Origin of the sequence: Ancylobacter sp. VNQ12 (assembly GCF_049445835.1) — a bacterium.
Lineage (GTDB): Bacteria > Pseudomonadota > Alphaproteobacteria > Rhizobiales > Xanthobacteraceae > Ancylobacter.
On the sequence record NZ_JBMSDU010000012.1, the window covers coordinates 37,997 to 54,206 of the forward strand.

General features: G+C 69.3%; 16 protein-coding genes. 8 read left to right on the forward strand and 8 right to left on the reverse strand.

Annotated elements, in window-relative coordinates:
• Nucleotides 1–181 precede the first annotated feature (181 nt).
• Both ACO2RV_RS16035 and ACO2RV_RS16040 read left to right on the forward strand, forming a co-directional pair.
• Nucleotides 182–475 carry a hypothetical protein gene (locus ACO2RV_RS16035; protein ID WP_423294759.1) on the forward strand — a complete coding sequence of 98 codons (294 nt, stop codon included), beginning with the start codon at nucleotides 182–184 and terminating at the stop codon, nucleotides 473–475.
• Between the two features lie 6 nt (nucleotides 476–481).
• Complete coding sequence (locus ACO2RV_RS16040; protein WP_423294761.1) at nucleotides 482–1,426, forward strand: AEC family transporter; 945 nt, start codon at nucleotides 482–484, stop codon at nucleotides 1,424–1,426.
• A gap of 130 nt (nucleotides 1,427–1,556) precedes the next feature.
• Here ACO2RV_RS16040 and ACO2RV_RS16045 read toward each other — a convergent pair whose 3' ends face one another.
• The 6 genes from ACO2RV_RS16045 to sdhC form a co-directional block, all read right to left on the reverse strand.
• Nucleotides 1,557–2,798: a glycerophosphodiester phosphodiesterase family protein gene (locus ACO2RV_RS16045; protein WP_423294763.1), complete on the reverse strand. Its 1,242-nt coding sequence runs from the start codon at nucleotides 2,796–2,798 to the stop codon at nucleotides 1,557–1,559.
• Between the two features lie 94 nt (nucleotides 2,799–2,892).
• A complete protein-coding gene (gene gluQRS, locus ACO2RV_RS16050; RefSeq protein WP_423294765.1) occupies nucleotides 2,893–3,765 on the reverse strand; it encodes a tRNA glutamyl-Q(34) synthetase GluQRS in 873 nt (290 codons plus the stop codon).
• A 19-nt stretch (nucleotides 3,766–3,784) separates the two neighbouring features.
• The gene (locus ACO2RV_RS16055) at nucleotides 3,785–4,567 is read right to left on the reverse strand and encodes a succinate dehydrogenase iron-sulfur subunit (protein ID WP_423294767.1); all 783 of its coding nucleotides are present in this window, start codon (nucleotides 4,565–4,567) and stop codon (nucleotides 3,785–3,787) included.
• Between the two features lie 21 nt (nucleotides 4,568–4,588).
• On the reverse strand, nucleotides 4,589–6,439 hold the full coding sequence (gene sdhA / locus ACO2RV_RS16060; protein WP_423294769.1) for a succinate dehydrogenase flavoprotein subunit: 1,851 nt from the start codon (nucleotides 6,437–6,439) through the stop codon (nucleotides 4,589–4,591).
• A 6-nt stretch (nucleotides 6,440–6,445) separates the two neighbouring features.
• On the reverse strand, nucleotides 6,446–6,844 hold the full coding sequence (gene sdhD / locus ACO2RV_RS16065) for a succinate dehydrogenase, hydrophobic membrane anchor protein (RefSeq protein ID WP_423294771.1): 399 nt from the start codon (nucleotides 6,842–6,844) through the stop codon (nucleotides 6,446–6,448).
• Between the two features lie 3 nt (nucleotides 6,845–6,847).
• Nucleotides 6,848–7,240: a succinate dehydrogenase, cytochrome b556 subunit gene (gene sdhC / locus ACO2RV_RS16070; RefSeq protein ID WP_423294773.1), complete on the reverse strand. Its 393-nt coding sequence runs from the start codon at nucleotides 7,238–7,240 to the stop codon at nucleotides 6,848–6,850.
• Nucleotides 7,241–7,609: 369 nt separating this feature from the next.
• On the opposite strand from sdhC, the gene ACO2RV_RS16075 reads away from it, so the two are divergent.
• From ACO2RV_RS16075 to ACO2RV_RS16090, 4 genes are all read left to right on the forward strand, one after another.
• Entirely contained in the window at nucleotides 7,610–8,935 is a 1,326-nt protein-coding gene (locus tag ACO2RV_RS16075; RefSeq protein WP_423294775.1) for an alpha/beta hydrolase family esterase, read from the forward strand.
• Between the two features lie 291 nt (nucleotides 8,936–9,226).
• Nucleotides 9,227–11,167, forward strand: a complete 1,941-nt coding sequence (locus ACO2RV_RS16080) for a M23 family metallopeptidase (RefSeq protein ID WP_423294777.1) — start codon at nucleotides 9,227–9,229, stop codon at nucleotides 11,165–11,167.
• Between the two features lie 14 nt (nucleotides 11,168–11,181).
• Nucleotides 11,182–11,844, forward strand: coding sequence for an alpha/beta hydrolase (locus ACO2RV_RS16085; protein WP_423294779.1), 663 nt, complete (start codon nucleotides 11,182–11,184; stop codon nucleotides 11,842–11,844).
• A gap of 130 nt (nucleotides 11,845–11,974) precedes the next feature.
• Entirely contained in the window at nucleotides 11,975–12,532 is a 558-nt protein-coding gene (locus ACO2RV_RS16090) for an HNH endonuclease (RefSeq protein ID WP_423294781.1), read from the forward strand.
• A gap of 128 nt (nucleotides 12,533–12,660) precedes the next feature.
• Here the strand turns inward: ACO2RV_RS16090 and ACO2RV_RS16095 are convergent, their stop codons facing one another.
• Together ACO2RV_RS16095 and ACO2RV_RS16100 are read right to left on the reverse strand one after the other, a co-directional pair.
• The gene (locus ACO2RV_RS16095; protein ID WP_423294783.1) at nucleotides 12,661–13,185 is read right to left on the reverse strand and encodes a disulfide bond formation protein B; all 525 of its coding nucleotides are present in this window, start codon (nucleotides 13,183–13,185) and stop codon (nucleotides 12,661–12,663) included.
• A 101-nt stretch (nucleotides 13,186–13,286) separates the two neighbouring features.
• Entirely contained in the window at nucleotides 13,287–14,186 is a 900-nt protein-coding gene (locus ACO2RV_RS16100; RefSeq protein WP_423294785.1) for an alpha/beta hydrolase, read from the reverse strand.
• A gap of 191 nt (nucleotides 14,187–14,377) precedes the next feature.
• Here ACO2RV_RS16100 and ACO2RV_RS16105 point away from each other — a divergent pair, with 191 nt between their 5' ends.
• Nucleotides 14,378–15,433 (forward strand): FecCD family ABC transporter permease, encoded by a 1,056-nt coding sequence (locus ACO2RV_RS16105; protein WP_423294787.1) that lies wholly within the window; start codon nucleotides 14,378–14,380, stop codon nucleotides 15,431–15,433.
• On the forward strand, nucleotides 15,434–16,210 hold the full coding sequence (locus ACO2RV_RS16110) for an ABC transporter ATP-binding protein (RefSeq protein ID WP_423294789.1): 777 nt from the start codon (nucleotides 15,434–15,436) through the stop codon (nucleotides 16,208–16,210).

A 16,210-nucleotide genomic window follows, 5' to 3' on the forward strand; every position in this document is an offset into this window, starting at 1 on the left:
GCGAAACAGGTAAGTGCCATTGACGCGGCCGCCGCCGACGCCTAGCTTCACCGCCATGATGTCGATGACGAACATGAATGCGCGCCTGCGCGCGGGACGGCGAATTCGCCGCCCGGCCGATCCGGTCGGCCGGGGTTCCTGACGCACGCCTGTCTTCATCTCTCGTCATCGGATTTTCGCCATGACTGCCGGTCTTCTCCGCCATCGCCTCGTCGTCGAGGCCGATGCCCATCCCAATCTCATGCTCCGCCTGCTCGAACCCTTCGCCATCCATGGTGTCCAGCCCACCCGCGTGCGGCTCGACGCGGCGGAGGACGCGCGACTCGATCCGGCCGCCCTCGGTGCCATGCGCGTCGAGGTCGGCTTTACCGCGCCGGTGGAGCTGGCCGAACGCCTCTGGGCCCGGATCGACGTGATGGTGCCCGTGCGCACCTCGCATCTGGTCTCCAGCGCGTCGGCCGAAGCCGCGGCCTGAACGCCCATGCTTGCCCAGCTCGGCGCCATCGCCTTCATCGTGGCGCCGGTCTTCGGTCTCATCGGCCTCGGCTACGTCGCCTCGCTCGCCGGCCATCTGCGCGAGCGGGCGGCGGAGGGGCTGTCCGAATATGTGTTCGGCCTCGCCGTGCCGGTGCTGATCTTCAAGACTCTGGCCGAGGCCGGGCTGCCGGAGGACGGCCAGCCCTGGGGCTACTGGATCGCCTATTTCACCGGCGCCTTCCTGGTGTTCGGCCTCGCCATGCAGGCCGCGCGCCGGCTCTTCGGCCGCAGCCACACCGAGGCGGTGGTGCACGGCTTCACCGCCGGGCAGTCCAACACGGTGTTCGTCGGCGTGCCGCTCATCCTTTCCGCCTTCGGGCCGGAAGGGGCGGTGCCGCTGTTCCTGCTCATCGCCGTCCATCTGCCGATCATGATGGTGGTGGCGACCGTGCTGACCGAGGGCGCGGCGGTCGGCCTGTCGCTGAAGGGGCTGCGCCAGCTCGGGCGCCGGCTGGCCTTCAACCCCATCCTGCTCGGCATCTATGCCGGCGGCATCGCCAAGATCGTCGGCTACATGCCCGGCGGCGTGCTCAAGCAGACGCTGGACATGCTGGCCGCCTCGGCAGTGCCCTGCGCGCTGGTCTCGCTGGGCCTCGCCCTGCACCGCTATCCCATTCGCGGCGATGTCGGCCCGGCGCTGCTCATCACCGTGCTCAAGCTCCTCGTGCATCCCGCCATCGTCTACGCGCTGACCTTCGTCCTGCCCATGCCGCCGGTATGGGCCGGGGTGTGCGTCGCCTTCGCGGCGATGCCGTGCGGCATCAATGCCTATCTGCTGGCGCAGCGCTATGGCGTCGGCGTCACCGCCTCGGCCAGCGCGGTCTCGCTCTCGACCGCGCTGAGCCTCATCACCGTGACGGCCTGGTTCCTCATCCTCAGGGTGAGCTGAAAGCGCCTCATCCCGGACGGCCCGCAGGGCCGATCCGGGATCGCGTGAAATTGGAGAGCGATCCCGGCTCTCCGCTGCGCTTCGGCCGGGATGACGCCGGTCAGGGAGCGCTGCGCGCGTCCCTCCTTCCTCAGTTCAGCTTCATGCAGTTGGCGTAGAAGGTAGTGGTCGCCGGCCAGTCCGAGAACACGCCGATCACGCCGATATCGCGCGCCAGCACGTCGAGCAGGGCCAGCGTGTCGCCGTCGCGGTCCGTCACCGACTTGATCGACTGGTAGTAATAGCCGCCGCCGTCCTTCAGCGGGCCGGAACGCTCCAGCGACCAGGTGATCAGCCCGAGCCCGGCCTTTTTCGCCTCCTCGGCATAGACCGAGGGGACGATCCTGCCGTCCTTCGCGGTCACCAGCATCCACAGCGGCGGGGCGAGGATCTTCACGCCCTTGGCGGCGAGTTCCTGCATGGACGGCTGCCACGTCTCCGGCTTCATGTTGTCAAAGCCCTTGGTGGTCTCGTCGCGGTCGTCGAGATAGACCGCCTGCGCGCCGAAGGCCGGCTCGGCCTTGAGCCAGTACAGCACGTCATCGAGCAGGAAGGACTGGGCGTAGACATCCCTGGGGTCGACGCCGGCCGCCTTGTACTCGTCGATCATCTGCTGGGCATAGGCCTGCTGGGTGTAGTCCCCCTCGAACGGCATCTTCACTTCCGGCGTCTTGAGTTCCGGGGTGAATTTGAGGCCGAGCGACTTCACCAGCGCGATATAATCCTTGTGCGACATCAGGGTGGCGCGGTCGACATAGAGGTCGGTGCGCCAGCGCGGCGTCGAATTCATGTAGTCGGCGACCGTGGTGGCGTTGGGGTTGCCGGCATCCATCTTCGGCTTCAGCGAGCGGAATTCGGCCAGCGTCAGGTCGCTGGTGCAGCATTTGGCGCTGGCCTTGCGGCCGGTGGCGGGATCGGCGGGCTCGAAGCCCTTGGAGCACTTGGCCGCGAGTTCAGGCCGGGCAAGAATGTCGGTCGTGGTGTGCAGGTCGCATTGCGCGTGGCGGCACACCAGCTGGCGGTCCCTGGTGAAGGCGATGTCACATTCGATCACGCCCGCGCCCATGCGCGCGGCGGCGAGATAGCCCTCGCGGGTGTGCTCGGGGAATTGCAGCGGCGCGCCGCGATGCGAGATCGAGAACGCCTTGGTGGTGAACGGGCCCTTGCACTTGGCGAGCTCGTCCTTGAGCGGGCCGTCCTTCATCTGGTCGACGAGGTAGAACGGGCGCGGGCCGAGCTCGGCGGGGCCACCGGGCGCCTGTGCGGCAGCCCCGGCGAACGTGCCGATGGCGAAGGCGAGAGCGAGGATGGGCGTGGCGAGGCGCTTCTTCATGGCGGGCTCCGTCGTGCGGGGCGGATGAGGATGTCGCCATGGCTACAGGCCGCCAATGACACCGGTGTTACGCCGCACATCGAAACGATGCCGGCTAACCGACAACATCGAGCGCCCGGCGGCGGATCTCCTCCGGCGTGGCGCCATTGTCCCGCAGCGCGCGCAGGCTTTCCGAGCCGATCGACTTCGACAGCTTGCGCCCATCGGGGTCGAGCAGCAACGAATGGTGGGTGTAGAGCGGCTCGGGCAGGCCGAGCAGCACCTGTAGCAGCCGGTGCACCGAGGTCGCTTCCTTCAGGTCGGCGCCGCGCACCACATGGCTCACGCCCTGCAGCGCGTCGTCCACCACCACGGCGAGATGATAGCTGGTCGGTACGTCCTTGCGGGCGACGACCACATCGCCCCAGGCCAGCGGATCGGCGGCGAGACGGATCTCCTCGCTTCCGATCGTCTCCACCTCGCGCCAGACGAGCGGCCCGGCGAGCGCCACGGCACGGTTCATGTCGAGCCGCAGCGCGTAGGGGTGGCCCGCCGTCCGCCGGCTCGCCCGCTCCGCCTCGCTCATGGAGGCGCGCGGAAAGGGGAAAAGTGGCGCGCCGTCGGGATCGAGCGGCCAGTCGGGACGCTCGTCCACCGCGCGGCGGATGTCGGCGCGGCTCTCGAAGCTGGCATAGACGAGGCCCATCGCGTCGAGCCGGCCGAGCGCGGCGATATAGTCGCCCATATGCTCGGACTGCCGGCGCACCGGGCTCTCGAAGGCGAGCCCGAGCCAGCCGAGGTCTTCCTCGATCGCCGTCTCGAATTCCGGGCGGCAGCGGGCGGGATCGATGTCCTCGATGCGCAGCAGCAGGCGCCCGCCGACGGCGCGCGCCATGGCGGCGTTGAGCAGCGCCGAGTGGGCATGGCCGAGATGCAGGAGCCCGTTCGGGCTCGGCGCGAAGCGGAAGATGGGGCGGGCGGAGGTCATCGCCCGCAGATGTAGCGCGTCAGAACTGGCGCGCCACCATCATCTTCTTGATCTCGGCGATCGCCTTGGCCGGGTTCAGCCCCTTCGGGCAGGCCTTGGCGCAGTTCATGATGGTGTGGCAGCGATAGAGCCGGAACGGGTCTTCCAGATCGTCGAGCCGGTCGCCGGTCGCCTCGTCGCGGCTGTCGATCAGCCAGCGATAGGCCTGCAAAAGTGCCGCCGGGCCGAGATAGCGGTCGCCGTTCCACCAGTAGCTCGGGCACGAGGTCGAGCAGCAGGCGCACAGGATGCACTCATACAGCCCGTCGAGCTTCTCGCGGTCGCCGCGCGCCTGGCGCCATTCCTTCTCCGGTGCCGGCGTCTCGGTGTGCAGCCAGGGCTCCACCGAGGCGTGCTGGGCGTAGAACTGCGTCAGGTCGGGAACGAGGTCCTTCACCACCGGCATGTGCGGCAGCGGGTAGATCTTCACCGCCTTGGCGTCCACGTCGTCCATGCTCTTGAGGCAGGCCAGCGTGTTGGTGCCGTCGATGTTCATGGCGCAGGAGCCGCAGATGCCCTCGCGGCAGGAGCGGCGGAAGGTCAGCGTCGGGTCGACCTTGTTCTTGATGTAGATGAGGCCGTCCAGCACCATCGGCCCGCAATCGTCGCGGTCGACATAATAGGTGTCGACCTGCGGGTTCTTCCCGTCATCCGGGTTCCAGCGATAGATGCGGTACTCGGTCAGCCGGTTGGCGCCGGCGGGCGCCGGCCACACCTTGCCTTCGTTGACCTGCGAGTTCTTCGGAAGCGTGAGCTGGACCATGGCGACTGATCGTTCCCCGGCTCAATAGACCCGCTTGCGCGGCTCGATGTACTGGATGTCATTCGACAGCGTGTAGGTGTGCACCGGCCGGTCGTCGAGCGTCACCGTGCCCTTGTCGAAATCCATGAAGGCCAGCGTGTGCTTCATCCACTGCGCGTCGTCGCGCTCGGGGAAGTCCTCTCGGGCATGCGCGCCGCGGCTCTCGGTGCGGGCGGCGGCGCCTTCCATCGTCACGGTGGCGAGACCGATCAGGTTGTCGTACTCCAGCGTCTCGATGAGATCGGAGTTCCACACCAGCGAGCGGTCGGTCACCTCGATGTCGTCGGTGCCGGCGAACACGTCGGCGATCAGCTTGCGGCCCTCTTCCAGCACCGGGCCGGTGCGGTAGACGGCGCAGTTGTTCTGCATCACCTTCTGCATGGAAAGCCGCAGCTCGGCGGTGGGCGTGCCGCCGGAGGCGTTGCGGAAATGGTCGAGCCGCGACAGAGCGAGCTCGGCGGAATTGGCCGGCAGCTCGGGCTGCTTGTCGCCGGGGGTGAGGATGTCGGCGCAGCGCAGCGCCGCCGCGCGGCCGAACACCACGAGGTCGGTCAGCGAATTCGAGCCCAGGCGGTTGGCGCCGTGGATCGACACGCAGGCGCATTCGCCCACCGCCATCAGGCCCGGCACCACATGGTCGGGATTGCCGTTCTTCTTGGTGACGACCTCGCCGTGGAAGTTCGTCGGGATGCCGCCCATGTTGTAATGCACGGTCGGCAGCACCGGGATCGGCTCCTTGGTCACGTCGACCCCGGCGAAGATCTTGGCGCTCTCGGAAATGCCCGGCAGCCGCTCGGCGAGGATCGCCGGGTCGAGATGGTCGAGGTGCAGGTAGATGTGGTCCTTGTTCTTGCCGACGCCGCGTCCCTCGCGGATCTCCATGGTCATGGAGCGGGAGACGACGTCGCGCGAGGCAAGGTCCTTGGCCGAAGGGGCGTAGCGCTCCATGAAGCGCTCACCCTCGGAATTGGTGAGGTAGCCGCCCTCGCCGCGCGCACCCTCGGTGATCAGGCAGCCCGAGCCATAGATGCCGGTCGGGTGGAACTGCACGAACTCCATGTCCTGCAAGGGCAGGCCGGCGCGCAGCACCATGGCGTTGCCGTCGCCCGTGCAGGTGTGCGCCGAGGTGGCGGAGAAATAGGCCCGGCCATAGCCGCCGGTGGCGAGGATCACGGTCTGCGCGCGGAAACGGTGCAGCGTGCCGTCGTCCATCTTCAGCGCGACGATGCCACGGCAGCGGCCCTCATCGTCCATGATCAGGTCGAGCGCGAAATACTCGATGAAGAACTCGGCATTGTGCTTCAGCGCCGCGCCGTAGAGCGTGTGCAGGATGGCGTGGCCGGTGCGGTCGGCGGCGGCGCAGGTGCGCTGCGCCGGGCTCTTGCCGTAGTCGATGGTCATGCCGCCGAACGGGCGCTGGTAGATCGTGCCCTGCTCGGTGCGCGAGAACGGCACGCCCCAGTGCTCCAGCTCGTAGACGGCGGCCGGCGCGTGGCGCACGAGATATTCGATGGCGTCCTGGTCGCCCAGCCAGTCCGACCCCTTCACGGTGTCGTACATGTGGTAGCGCCAGTCGTCGGTGCCCATGTTGCCGAGCGAGGCGGCGATGCCGCCCTGCGCCGCCACCGTGTGCGAGCGCGTCGGAAACACCTTGGTCACGCAGGCGGTGCGCAGCCCGGCTTCCGAGCAGCCGACCACGGCGCGCAGGCCCGCGCCGCCGGCGCCGACCACCACGACATCATAGGTGTGGTCGGTGATCGGATAGGCGGCCCCGTTCACCGAGGGGCCGGCAGCGCCGTTGGAAGCGCCATTGGCGGAATGGGTCCCGGCCATGGTCTGTCAGCCTCCGAAACTGATCTTGAGGATGGCGAAGGCGCCGGCGAAGCCAACCGCCGTCGTGAAGAAGGTGTTGGCGATCAGCGCCAGCACCTTCGTTCCCTCGGAATGGACGTAGTCCTCGATCACCACCTGCATGCCGATGCGCATGTGGAAGCAGACCGAGAGCAGCAATAGCAGCAGCGGCACCGCCGCGAGCGGGTTGCGCAATGCCGCGACGAGCACGCCATGCCCCTCGCCCGCCACGCAGATGATGATCGGCAGCGTGATGACGAGGAGGACGAGATTGGCCAGCGCGGTGACCCGCTGCAGCCAGAAATGGCCGGTGCCGGACCTGGCCGAACCGAGGCCCGCGACCCGCCGGCGGGGGGTGCGCATGGAAGAACCGGACGTAGCACTCATGGTTCAGCCTTTCACCGCCCAGATGACGATCCAGAGCAGCAGCGTCAGCGCCACCGAGCCGCCGATGGTGAGCTTGGCGAGCAGTTCGCGCGACTGGGGTCCGAAGCCGGCCCCGGTGTCCCAGACGAAATGACGTACGCCGCCAATGGCGTGGTGGATCAGCGCCCAGCTGAAGCCGACGAGCACAAGGAGCCCGAGCCAGCTGCCGTAAATGCCGTTCACCGTGTCAAAGGCTTCCGGCGAGGTCGCGGCGGCGACCAGCCAGATCACCAGCAGCAAAGTGCCGAAATAGAGGGCGACGCCGGTGATGCGGTGCACGATGGACATCATCATCGTGAGCATCGGGCGATAGATCTGGAGATGCGGGGAAAGGGGCCGCTCGGCCGCTCCTGGCATGTCTGATATCCCTGGGTTCCCTAGGATGTTTCGGTGTGCGTAGCCCAAACGATTGCAATTCGCAATCATTCCAAAGGCGACGCCTATCGTTGGATGAGCGTGCGAAACGCGCTGCACTGCAGCGGGCGCACCCTAGCGCAAGCACGTCATGGCGCACATCTTCTTTCGCAGGGGTGGCCGCAGTGCCGCGTCGGCGCGATGGGAAGCCGTTGATGACGCGACATTAACCATCTTCGCCTTTTAATTGACTGAAACTGGCTGTCTGTAACGGGTCTTCCGCAAGCCCCGCGTCGAGAGCCCCCTGTCGAGGTTGCGTAGAGTATGCAATTGGCGAAACCCTGCCTCCAGCTTGGCGCATTGTTGATCGCCGTGGCTGCCACCCTCGCCGTGCCGCTGGCCCGGCCGGCGCATGCGGCTGATTCCGAGCGACAGATCACGTCGGGCGGCATCGAGCGCGAATTCATCCTGCATGTTCCCGACAACGCGCCGCCCGGCCCCAAGCCGCTGATCATCGCCCTGCACGGCGCCTGGCAGCCGGCCGGCGTGATGCAGCGCTATCTCGACCTCGACAAGGTGGCCGACCGCGAGGGCTTCGTCGTCGCCTATCCCAAGGGGCTGAACCTCCTGTGGAACGACGGCCGCGCCACGGTCGCGGGCATCATGCCGATCATCTATCCGCGCGACGACGGCCGCTTCGTGCTCGACGTGCTGTCGACGCTGGAGGGCGAGGGGCTGGTCGATCCCGGCCGCGCCTATCTGATGGGCTTCTCCAATGGCGGCTTCCTCACCGCCTATGTCGCCTGCCGCTACGCCAACCGCTTTGCCGCCTTCGCCACCATGATGATGACGGTGCCGGTCGGCTATAATGAGAGCTGCAAGCCCGAGCGGCCGGTGCCGATCCTGATGATGAACGGCACCTATGATCCGATCGTGCCGATGTTCGGGCGCCCGACGCCCGGTGCCAGGCTGATGTCGGCCTCCGAGAGCGCCGCCCTGTTCGCCCGCATCGACGGCTGCGCCCCGCCCGAGGAGAGCCGCGCGCCGAACACCCGCATCCTGCGCTGGAACAAGTGCGCGCCGGGCGCGGCGGTGGCCTTCTATGAGATCGCCGGCGGCCACCAGCCGCCCGCCCAGTCTGTCGGCGCCGGCGACGCGCTGGCCGCCGTGCTGCTTGGCCCGCGCCGTTCCGGCCTCGACGCGCCGGAGGAGATCTGGTCCTTCTTCACCCGCTTCGGCAACCCGCAAGCCCTCCCGCCCGATGCCGCGCTGGTGGCCGGAGCGGGAGCCGCCGCGGCGGGCACCACGTCATTCGCCGCCGCCGCGCCGGCCGCGCCCCAGGTCATCTCCACCGCCTCGGCGCCGGTCATGGCCTCCGCCGTTCCCGCCGTCGCACGCCCGCTCGCGGCCGCCGCCCCGGCGTCGGCGTCCGCCTCGACGCCGATCGTGCACAATCCGGATTCCTTCGCCACCGCATGGCAGGGCATCGCCCCAGCCTCGGCCGACGCGCCGGTGCCTGCCGCCGTGCCCGCCCTCCACCAGCCGCTCACCGCCGGCACGCCGCAGCCCTTGGCGGCGCATTTCGTCGCCGCCGGCGAGCCGGCCGCGAGCGCGCCCGCCCGGCTGGCGCTGGTGCCGCTGCCGCCGCCCTCGCCGCTGCGCCCGCGTACGCTGAATGCCCAGGTGAGCGCACAATAGCCTGCGACGCCATGCTTTTGCCGCGAGGCGCGGTCTAGATCGCCGCGACCGACCGACGCGAGGGAATCGCCCGTCCGGTCGCGGGTTGACGGTGCTCATGGCACGCGGCATGGTCACCGCCGCTTTGCCAGGGGGCTGCACGGCCTCGCGCGAATCGTCGCGTCCGCCCTGCGGGCGCCAAACCGAACAAGGTGTCTGGCCCGCCCCGGAACAACGTCTCCGGGTCGTCGGGCCGAAGGCGCCGGATCAACTGGGGATCGCCTGTTGGAGACTCGTCGCGGACCAAACGGCATGCGGCACAACCGTGCCCCTGCGTTCGATCTGGGAGATGAGCCCCCGCTCGGTGCCGATGGCGACGCCGAGGAGCCGATCAGCCGCCGCCGCATCTCCATACGCTGGCTCATGGCCACGCTGCTCACCGGCATCTGCGGTGCCGCGCTGATGGGCGGCGCCGTCTATGCCGCGCTCGACGGCGAATACCGCTTTGCCCAGTCGCCGGAGACCGTGCGCTCGGCGCTGCGCGGCGCGCTCGCCGCCGGCGAGCGGCCCTCCAACCTCGCCCGCAAGGGCGACCGCATGTCGATCCTGTCCGAGAGCTTCACCGCCAAGCAGACGCTGCGCCTGTCCACCACCTCGAAGGACGGCGACCGCGAGGTCATCAAGGTGCGCGCCGTCACCAAGGTGTCGGCCAACCTCGCCCAGTCCGTCACCTCGGCCTCCACCGACGTGCCGCGCTTCAATCCGGCCAAGCTGATCGCCGATTCGACCGATGACGATGCCGCCCCGCAGGCGGAAGCCACCGGCGATCTCACTTTGGTGATGCGCGACATCGCCAGCCTGCCGCCGAGCACGAAATTCGCGGCCGAGATGCCGATGGAAGACGTGCTGATGAAGGTGCGCGAGACCGCCGAGTTCAGCATGCCGGCCGACAGCCGCGCGCCGGCGCTGGCGACCATCGGCGGCGCGCTCGCCTTCGCGCCCGCCGGCGCGTCCGACCCGGCCAAGGCGCTGGCCCAGCCGGAGAACATCTCCTCCGTCGGCAAGTCCGGCGAGGAGGCCACCGGCGGCAATGACTGGTCGGAACGCACCGTCGTCGCCAAGAAGGGCGATACCCTCGCCTCCATCCTGATCGATCTCGGCGTGCCCGAGGTCTCGGCCCGCGCCGCCTCCGCCGCCTTCCTCACCCGCGCCCTGCAGGGGCCGTTGCCCGAGGGCCTGCGCCTCAAGGTGCTGCTCGACGCCGGCAATGGCGCGGTGGTGCCGCTGCGTGTCGCCGCCTTCAACGACGAGGGCCACCAGGGCACCGTGGCGCTGTCCGACAATGGCAAGTTCCTGCCGGTGCAGGAGCCCGCCGACACGCAGGTCGCCGACATCGCGCCGGACGATGCCGACGACGATGCGGGCGGGCGCGGCGGCATCACGCTCTATGACAGCATCTGGGAGACCGCGCTGCGCCACGAGGTGCCGCGCCCGGTCATCGAGAGCATGATCCGGGTCTATTCCTTCGACATCGACTTCCAGCGCCGCGTGCGCGCGGGCGATGCCTTCGAGGTGGTGTACGAGCCCGACGAGGCCGGCGGCGCCGGCGGCGTGCTCTATGCCGGCCTCACCGTCGGCGGCGAGGAGCGGCGCTACTACCGCTACCAGACCCCGGATGACGGGCTGCTCGATTTCTATGACGAGGCCGGCAAGAGCGCGAAGAAGTTCCTCGTCCGCAAGCCGCTGTCCGGCGGCATCCTGCGCTCGGGCTTCGGCATGCGCCGCCACCCGATCCTCGGTTACAGCCGGCTGCATTCCGGCGTCGACTGGTCCGACCGCGTCGGCACGCCGATCTACGCCGCCGGCAATGGCGTGATCAAGAAGGCCGCCTGGACTTCCGGCTATGGCCGGCGCATCGAGATCCAGCACGCCAACGGCTATGTCACCACCTATTCGCACCAGTCCGGCTTCGCCAAGGGCATCCGCGAGGGCCTGCGCGTGCGCCAGGGCCAGCTGATCGGCTATATCGGCTCGACCGGCCTCTCCACCGGCGCGCATCTGCACTATGAGGTGCTGGTGAACGGGCGCTTCGTCGATCCGATGCGCATCCGCCTGCCGCGCGGCCGCGCGCTCGACGGCAGGATCCTGGCGAGCTTCGAGGATGAGCGCGAGCGGCTCGACACGCTGCTGAACCATTCCGCCTTGCCCAAGGTCGCCTCCGGCGGCGCGCGCGCCCTCGACGACGCCAACTGATCCGGACGGCGCGCATGCTCGACGGTCCCCGCCTGCCTCCCCGCTCCGGCCGCCCGGCCACGGCGCTGGTCGTGCTGCTGCACGGCTATGGCGCCGACGGGCGCGACCTGATCGATCTCGGCCAGTACTGGGCACCGTTGCTGCCGGACGCCGCCTTCGTCTCGCCGCACGCGCCCGAGCCGCTGGCCATCGCCCCGGTGGGCCGGCAATGGTTCGGCTATGTCGAGCGCAACGACACCGAGCGCTGGGCCGGCGTGCAGAGCGCGCACCGGGCGCTGGACGCCTTCCTCGATGCCGAACTCGCCCGCCTCGGCCTGCCCGGCGACCGGCTCGCGCTGGTCGGCTTCAGCCAGGGCACCATGATGGCGCTGCATACCGGCCTGCGCCGCGCTGTCGCGCCGGCCGCCATCGTCGGCTTCTCCGGCATCCATGTGCTGCCGCCCGAGCGTGGGCGCGAGGCCTTCGACGCCGAAATCGTGAGCCGCCCGCCGGTGCTGCTGGTGCATGGCGACGCCGACCAGGTCGTCGAGCCCGGCTACCTGCCACGTGCCGTGGAAAGCCTGGAGGCGCACGGCGTCGCGGTGCGCTCGCACCTGTCGCCCGGCCTCGGCCATGGCATCGATCCGGTCGGCCTGCGCCTCGCCGGCGATTTCCTCGCGGGCGCGCTGCGGCGCTGAAGCGCGCGGAACCTTCCGCGCGATCACCGCATCCCGGCGCTTCACAAGATTGACACGCTAAATATAGACTATCGCCGTGCGTCACACGGCGCCGAGTCGCCGTGCGGGCGCCCCTGTAAGGGAGCGAGCGTTGACGGCGACATTGTCTCCGGGTGCCTGGCCTGCCCTCGTGCTCAATGCCGATTTTCGGCCTCTGAGCTATTACCCTCTGTCGGTCTGGTCGTGGCAGGACGCGATCAAGGCGGTGTTCCTCGACCGGGTCAACATCGTCGAATATTACGAGCGTCAGGTCTCCAGCGCGACTTTCCAGATGCGCCTGCCGAGCGTGGTCTCGCTGAAGGCGTTCATCCGCCCGGCGCGCCAGCCCGCCTTCACCCGCTTCAACGTGTTCCTGCGCGACCGCTTCACCTGCCAGTATTGCGACTCGCGCGACGACCTCACCTTCGACCATGTGATCCCGCGCTCGCGCGGTGGCCAGACGACGTGGGAGAACGTCGTCGCCGCCTGCTCGCCCTGCAATCTGCGCAAGGGCAGCATGATGCCGGCGCAGGCGCACATGATTCCGCGCCAGAGACCCTTCCAGCCCTCGGTGTTCGACCTGCACCAGAACGGCCGCCACTTCCCGCCGAACTACCTGCACGACAGCTGGGTCGACTATCTCTACTGGGACACCGAGCTCGACCCGTGAGCGGGTGGCCTTCCCCGTCCTTGCCATCCTCATCCCGGACGCCCCGCAGGGTCGATCCGGGATCATCATCAGAATGGAGAGCGATCCCGGCGCCGCGGCTGCGCCTTCGGCCGGGATGACGGCGAGCTCTACTTCGCCATCGCCCCGCGCATGGCCACCAGCGTCAGCGCGGTGGCGATGAAGGCGTTGTAGCCGGCGAGCGACAGGCCGAACAGCCGCCACGGCGCCTCGTCGCAGCGCGCCACGCGGGCCTGTTGCAGGCCCTCCAGCAGATTGCCGGATGTCAGCACCGGCCCGGAACCGGAGCAGGCGGTCGGCCCGGCCCAGAAGCCCCATTCGACGCCGGCATGATAGACTGCGAGCGCAGCGGCGAGCGCCATCAGCATGCCGGTCAGCCCCAGCGCGACGCGCGCCAGCGGCGCCTTGCCGCCGGCGGCGCAGATCGCCGCCAGCAGGGCGACCGGCACGCCGACATAATAGGGAATGCGCTGCTCCAGGCAGAGCGGGCACGGCGCGAGGCCGACCACCAGCTGGAAATACCACGCCCCCGCCAGCGTGCCCGCTCCGGCCACGGCGACGATCAGGGCGGCGGCGATCTGCGTCGAGCGCAGGGAGGGCGAGGCGGCATTGGTCGGAGAACTGGCGGCGGTCATGGTCGGCTTCCCTGCGGTCGATGGCGGTAGAACTAGCCCGGTCGTGGGTCAACGCAAGTCACGTCTGAGGCAGGCCCGCGGCCATGACGGTTGCCGCGCGCTCACGCCGTCAGCGCGAAGCGCAGGGCCCGCGCCATGGCCGGGGCGAGGATCGAGGCATGATCCTCGCCGGCCATCAGTTCGAAACGCACCTCGCCCCATGGCGCGAGAGCCTCAGCCGCACGGCCGGCGAAGGCGTGCGTGCGATCCACCATCGCCCGGCGCGCCCGGCGCGCCGCCATCTCGGCCGCTTCCGGCCGTGCCGCCTGCCAGGGCGCGAGCGCCTGCTCCCATTCGCCCACCATGAGCGCAAGCCGCAGCGGCGCGCCTTGCGCCAGCGCAAGCTTTCCCCTTGTCAGCCCCTCGACGAGCCGCGCCTCGTCCCACCAGATGGACGGGCTCACCGCGACGTAAGCGGCGAAGGCGTGCGGGTCGCGGGTCATCACATCGAGCGCGAACCAGCCGGCCAGCGAATGGCCGAACAGCGTGTGGCGCGACGGGTCGACCGGCAGACGGCGGGCGATCTCCGGCTTCACGCGCTGTTCGAGGAAGGCGAGGAAGCGATCCCGCCCGCCGACGTCGTGCGCCGGCGCGGAGCTCCCTCCGCCGGCCTCCGCGCTCGGCCCGGCGGTGAAATCGAAGCTGCGGCGGGCGCGGAAATCCTCGCCCTCGGGATAGCCGATGCCGACGATCACCGCCTCATTGATGCCGGTCGCCTGCGGGCGCACCGCACCGCGCCGCAGCGTCTCGACCAGGGTGGCGAAACCGGCATTGGCGTCGAGCAGGGTGACGACCGGCCAGCCCGCCGCCGGCGGCACGCCGCGCGGATGCGAGAGAAAGATGCGCCAGGGGCCGGGCACGCCCGGATGCCCCGGCATGCCCCCACTAACGCCCCCGCCCATGCCCTCGCCTTCGGGCGCGAGATCGAACCATTCGGCATCGGGCAGCAGGACGGGATTCATGGTCGGCTTTCTCGCACGGGCCTTGCTTCTCACCACTAGAGCATGCGCCCGCCCCGGCAAAGCGAGACCGTCGCAGAATGAAACGATTCTAAGGAATTCACCTTTCCGTTCAGGAACTTGACCAGACCGGCAGGCTCATGCAGAACCCATGCGGCGGCGCGGTTTCGCTCCCGGACGCCGCCGGAGACAGGATGAGCCAGACTTCCCCAGACCAGGCGGCGCTGTCCGCCTATGCGCGGCTGGTGCGCCGGCGCGTGGCCGTCCTCACCGGCCTCGGCACGCTGATGCTCGTCGCCCTCGTCGTCGATATCGCCACCGGCCCGTCAAACCTCCCGCTCGCCGACGTCGTGACAGGTATCATACGGCCATCGTCGCTCGACGGGCCGGCCCGCGTCATCATCTGGGACGTGCGCCTGCCCTATGCGCTGATGGCGGTTCTGGTCGGCGCGGCGCTGGCGCTGGCCGGCGCGGAGATGCAGACCATCCTCAACAACCCGCTGGCGAGCCCGTTCACCCTCGGCGTCTCCTCCGCCGCCTCCTTCGGCGCGGCGCTGGCGCTGGTGCTGGGAATGAGCCTGCCGCTGATCCCCGCGAGCTGGAACCTGCCGGCCTTCGCCTTCGTCTTCGCCTTCGCCTCCGTGCTGCTCTTGCAGGCGATGGCCAGCCTGCGCGGCACCGGGGTGGAGACGCTGGTGCTGTTCGGCATCGCGCTGGTGTTCACCTTCAACGCGCTGGTGGCGCTGATCCAGTTCGTCGCCAGCCAGGAAGCCTTGCAGCAGCTGGTGTTCTGGAGCATGGGCAGCCTGTCGCGGGCGACGTGGGAAAAGCTGAGCGTGCTCGGCGTGGTGATCGCGCTCACCGCGCCGTTCTCGCTCAAGGCGTCGTGGCGGATGACGGCGCTGCGGCTCGGCGAGGACCGCGCGCGCTCCTTCGGCATCTCGGTGGCGCGGCTGCGCTTCCTCTCGCTGCTGCGCGTCAGCCTGCTCGCCGCCACCTCGGTCGCCTTCGTGGGCACCATCGGCTTCATCGGCCTGGTGGCGCCGCACATCGCCCGCCTGCTGGTCGGCGAGGACCACCGCTTCTTCCTGCCGGCGAGCCTGCTGGCGGGGGCGGTGATCATGTCGCTCGCCTCGGTTGCGTCGAAGACCCTGGTGCCGGGCGCGCTGCTGCCGGTCGGCATCGTCACCGCGCTGATCGGCGTGCCCTTCTTCATCGCCCTCATCTTCTCGCGGCGGGAACGGCTTTAAATGGCGCCGCATCTTACCATCGAGGGCCTGTCGGTCGGCTATGGCCGCCGCCGGATCATCGAGGCGCTCGACCTCCCAGCCCTGACCGGCGGCACGGTGACGGCGCTGATCGGCCCCAACGCCGCGGGCAAGACCACGCTGCTGCGGACTCTCGCCGGCCTCGTGCCGGCGAAAGGCTCGATCCGCCTCGACGACGTCGAACTCACCGGCCTCTCGGTCAACGGCCATGCCCGCCATGTCACCTACATGCCGCAAGCACTGCCCCAGCGCGTGGCCCTCACCGTGTTCGAGGCGACACTCTCGGCGCTGATGTCCGCGCGCGACGCCCTGCCGACGAAGGAGGCGCATGAACGCGCGCTGAACGCGCTGGCGCGTCTCGGCATCGCCGACCTCGCCATGCGCGGGCTGGACGAGCTTTCCGGCGGCCAGCGCCAGCTCGCCAGCCTCGCCCAGTCCATCGTGCGCGAGCCGACCGTGCTGCTGCTCGACGAGCCAACCAGCGCGCTCGACATCCATCACCAGATGCGGGTGATGCAGCTGGTGGAGGAGCTGGCGCGCGAGCGCGCCATCATCGTCATCATCGTGCTGCACGACATCGCCCAGGCCGCCCGCTACGCCCAGCGCATCGTGGTGCTGGAGAACGGCACTATTGCCGCCGACGGCGCGCCGGGCGCGGCCATCACGCCGGAGACGCTGGCCCGCGTCTACAAGGTGGAAGCGCGCGTCGAGCGCTGCTCGCACGGCTTCCTGCAGGTGATCGTCGACCGCGCCCTCTAG

Bases quoted from the DNA above. Each gene is read 5' to 3' on its own strand.
- sdhC (WP_423294773.1), bottom strand. From the start codon at position 7,240: ATGCCAGGAGCGGCCGAGCGGCCCCTTTCCCCGCATCTCCAGATCTAT.
- ACO2RV_RS16085 (WP_423294779.1), top strand. From the start codon at position 11,182: ATGCTCGACGGTCCCCGCCTGCCTCCCCGCTCCGGCCGCCCGGCCACG.
- ACO2RV_RS16095 (WP_423294783.1), bottom strand. From the start codon at position 13,185: ATGACCGCCGCCAGTTCTCCGACCAATGCCGCCTCGCCCTCCCTGCGC.
- ACO2RV_RS16045 (WP_423294763.1), bottom strand. From the start codon at position 2,798: ATGAAGAAGCGCCTCGCCACGCCCATCCTCGCTCTCGCCTTCGCCATC.
- sdhA (WP_423294769.1), bottom strand. From the start codon at position 6,439: ATGGCCGGGACCCATTCCGCCAATGGCGCTTCCAACGGCGCTGCCGGC.
- ACO2RV_RS16110 (WP_423294789.1), top strand. From the start codon at position 15,434: ATGGCGCCGCATCTTACCATCGAGGGCCTGTCGGTCGGCTATGGCCGC.
- ACO2RV_RS16035 (WP_423294759.1), top strand. From the start codon at position 182: ATGACTGCCGGTCTTCTCCGCCATCGCCTCGTCGTCGAGGCCGATGCC.
- ACO2RV_RS16080 (WP_423294777.1), top strand. From the start codon at position 9,227: ATGCGGCACAACCGTGCCCCTGCGTTCGATCTGGGAGATGAGCCCCCG.
- gluQRS (WP_423294765.1), bottom strand. From the start codon at position 3,765: ATGACCTCCGCCCGCCCCATCTTCCGCTTCGCGCCGAGCCCGAACGGG.
- ACO2RV_RS16040 (WP_423294761.1), top strand. From the start codon at position 482: ATGCTTGCCCAGCTCGGCGCCATCGCCTTCATCGTGGCGCCGGTCTTC.
- sdhD (WP_423294771.1), bottom strand. From the start codon at position 6,844: ATGAGTGCTACGTCCGGTTCTTCCATGCGCACCCCCCGCCGGCGGGTC.
- ACO2RV_RS16100 (WP_423294785.1), bottom strand. From the start codon at position 14,186: ATGAATCCCGTCCTGCTGCCCGATGCCGAATGGTTCGATCTCGCGCCC.
- ACO2RV_RS16105 (WP_423294787.1), top strand. From the start codon at position 14,378: ATGAGCCAGACTTCCCCAGACCAGGCGGCGCTGTCCGCCTATGCGCGG.
- ACO2RV_RS16055 (WP_423294767.1), bottom strand. From the start codon at position 4,567: ATGGTCCAGCTCACGCTTCCGAAGAACTCGCAGGTCAACGAAGGCAAG.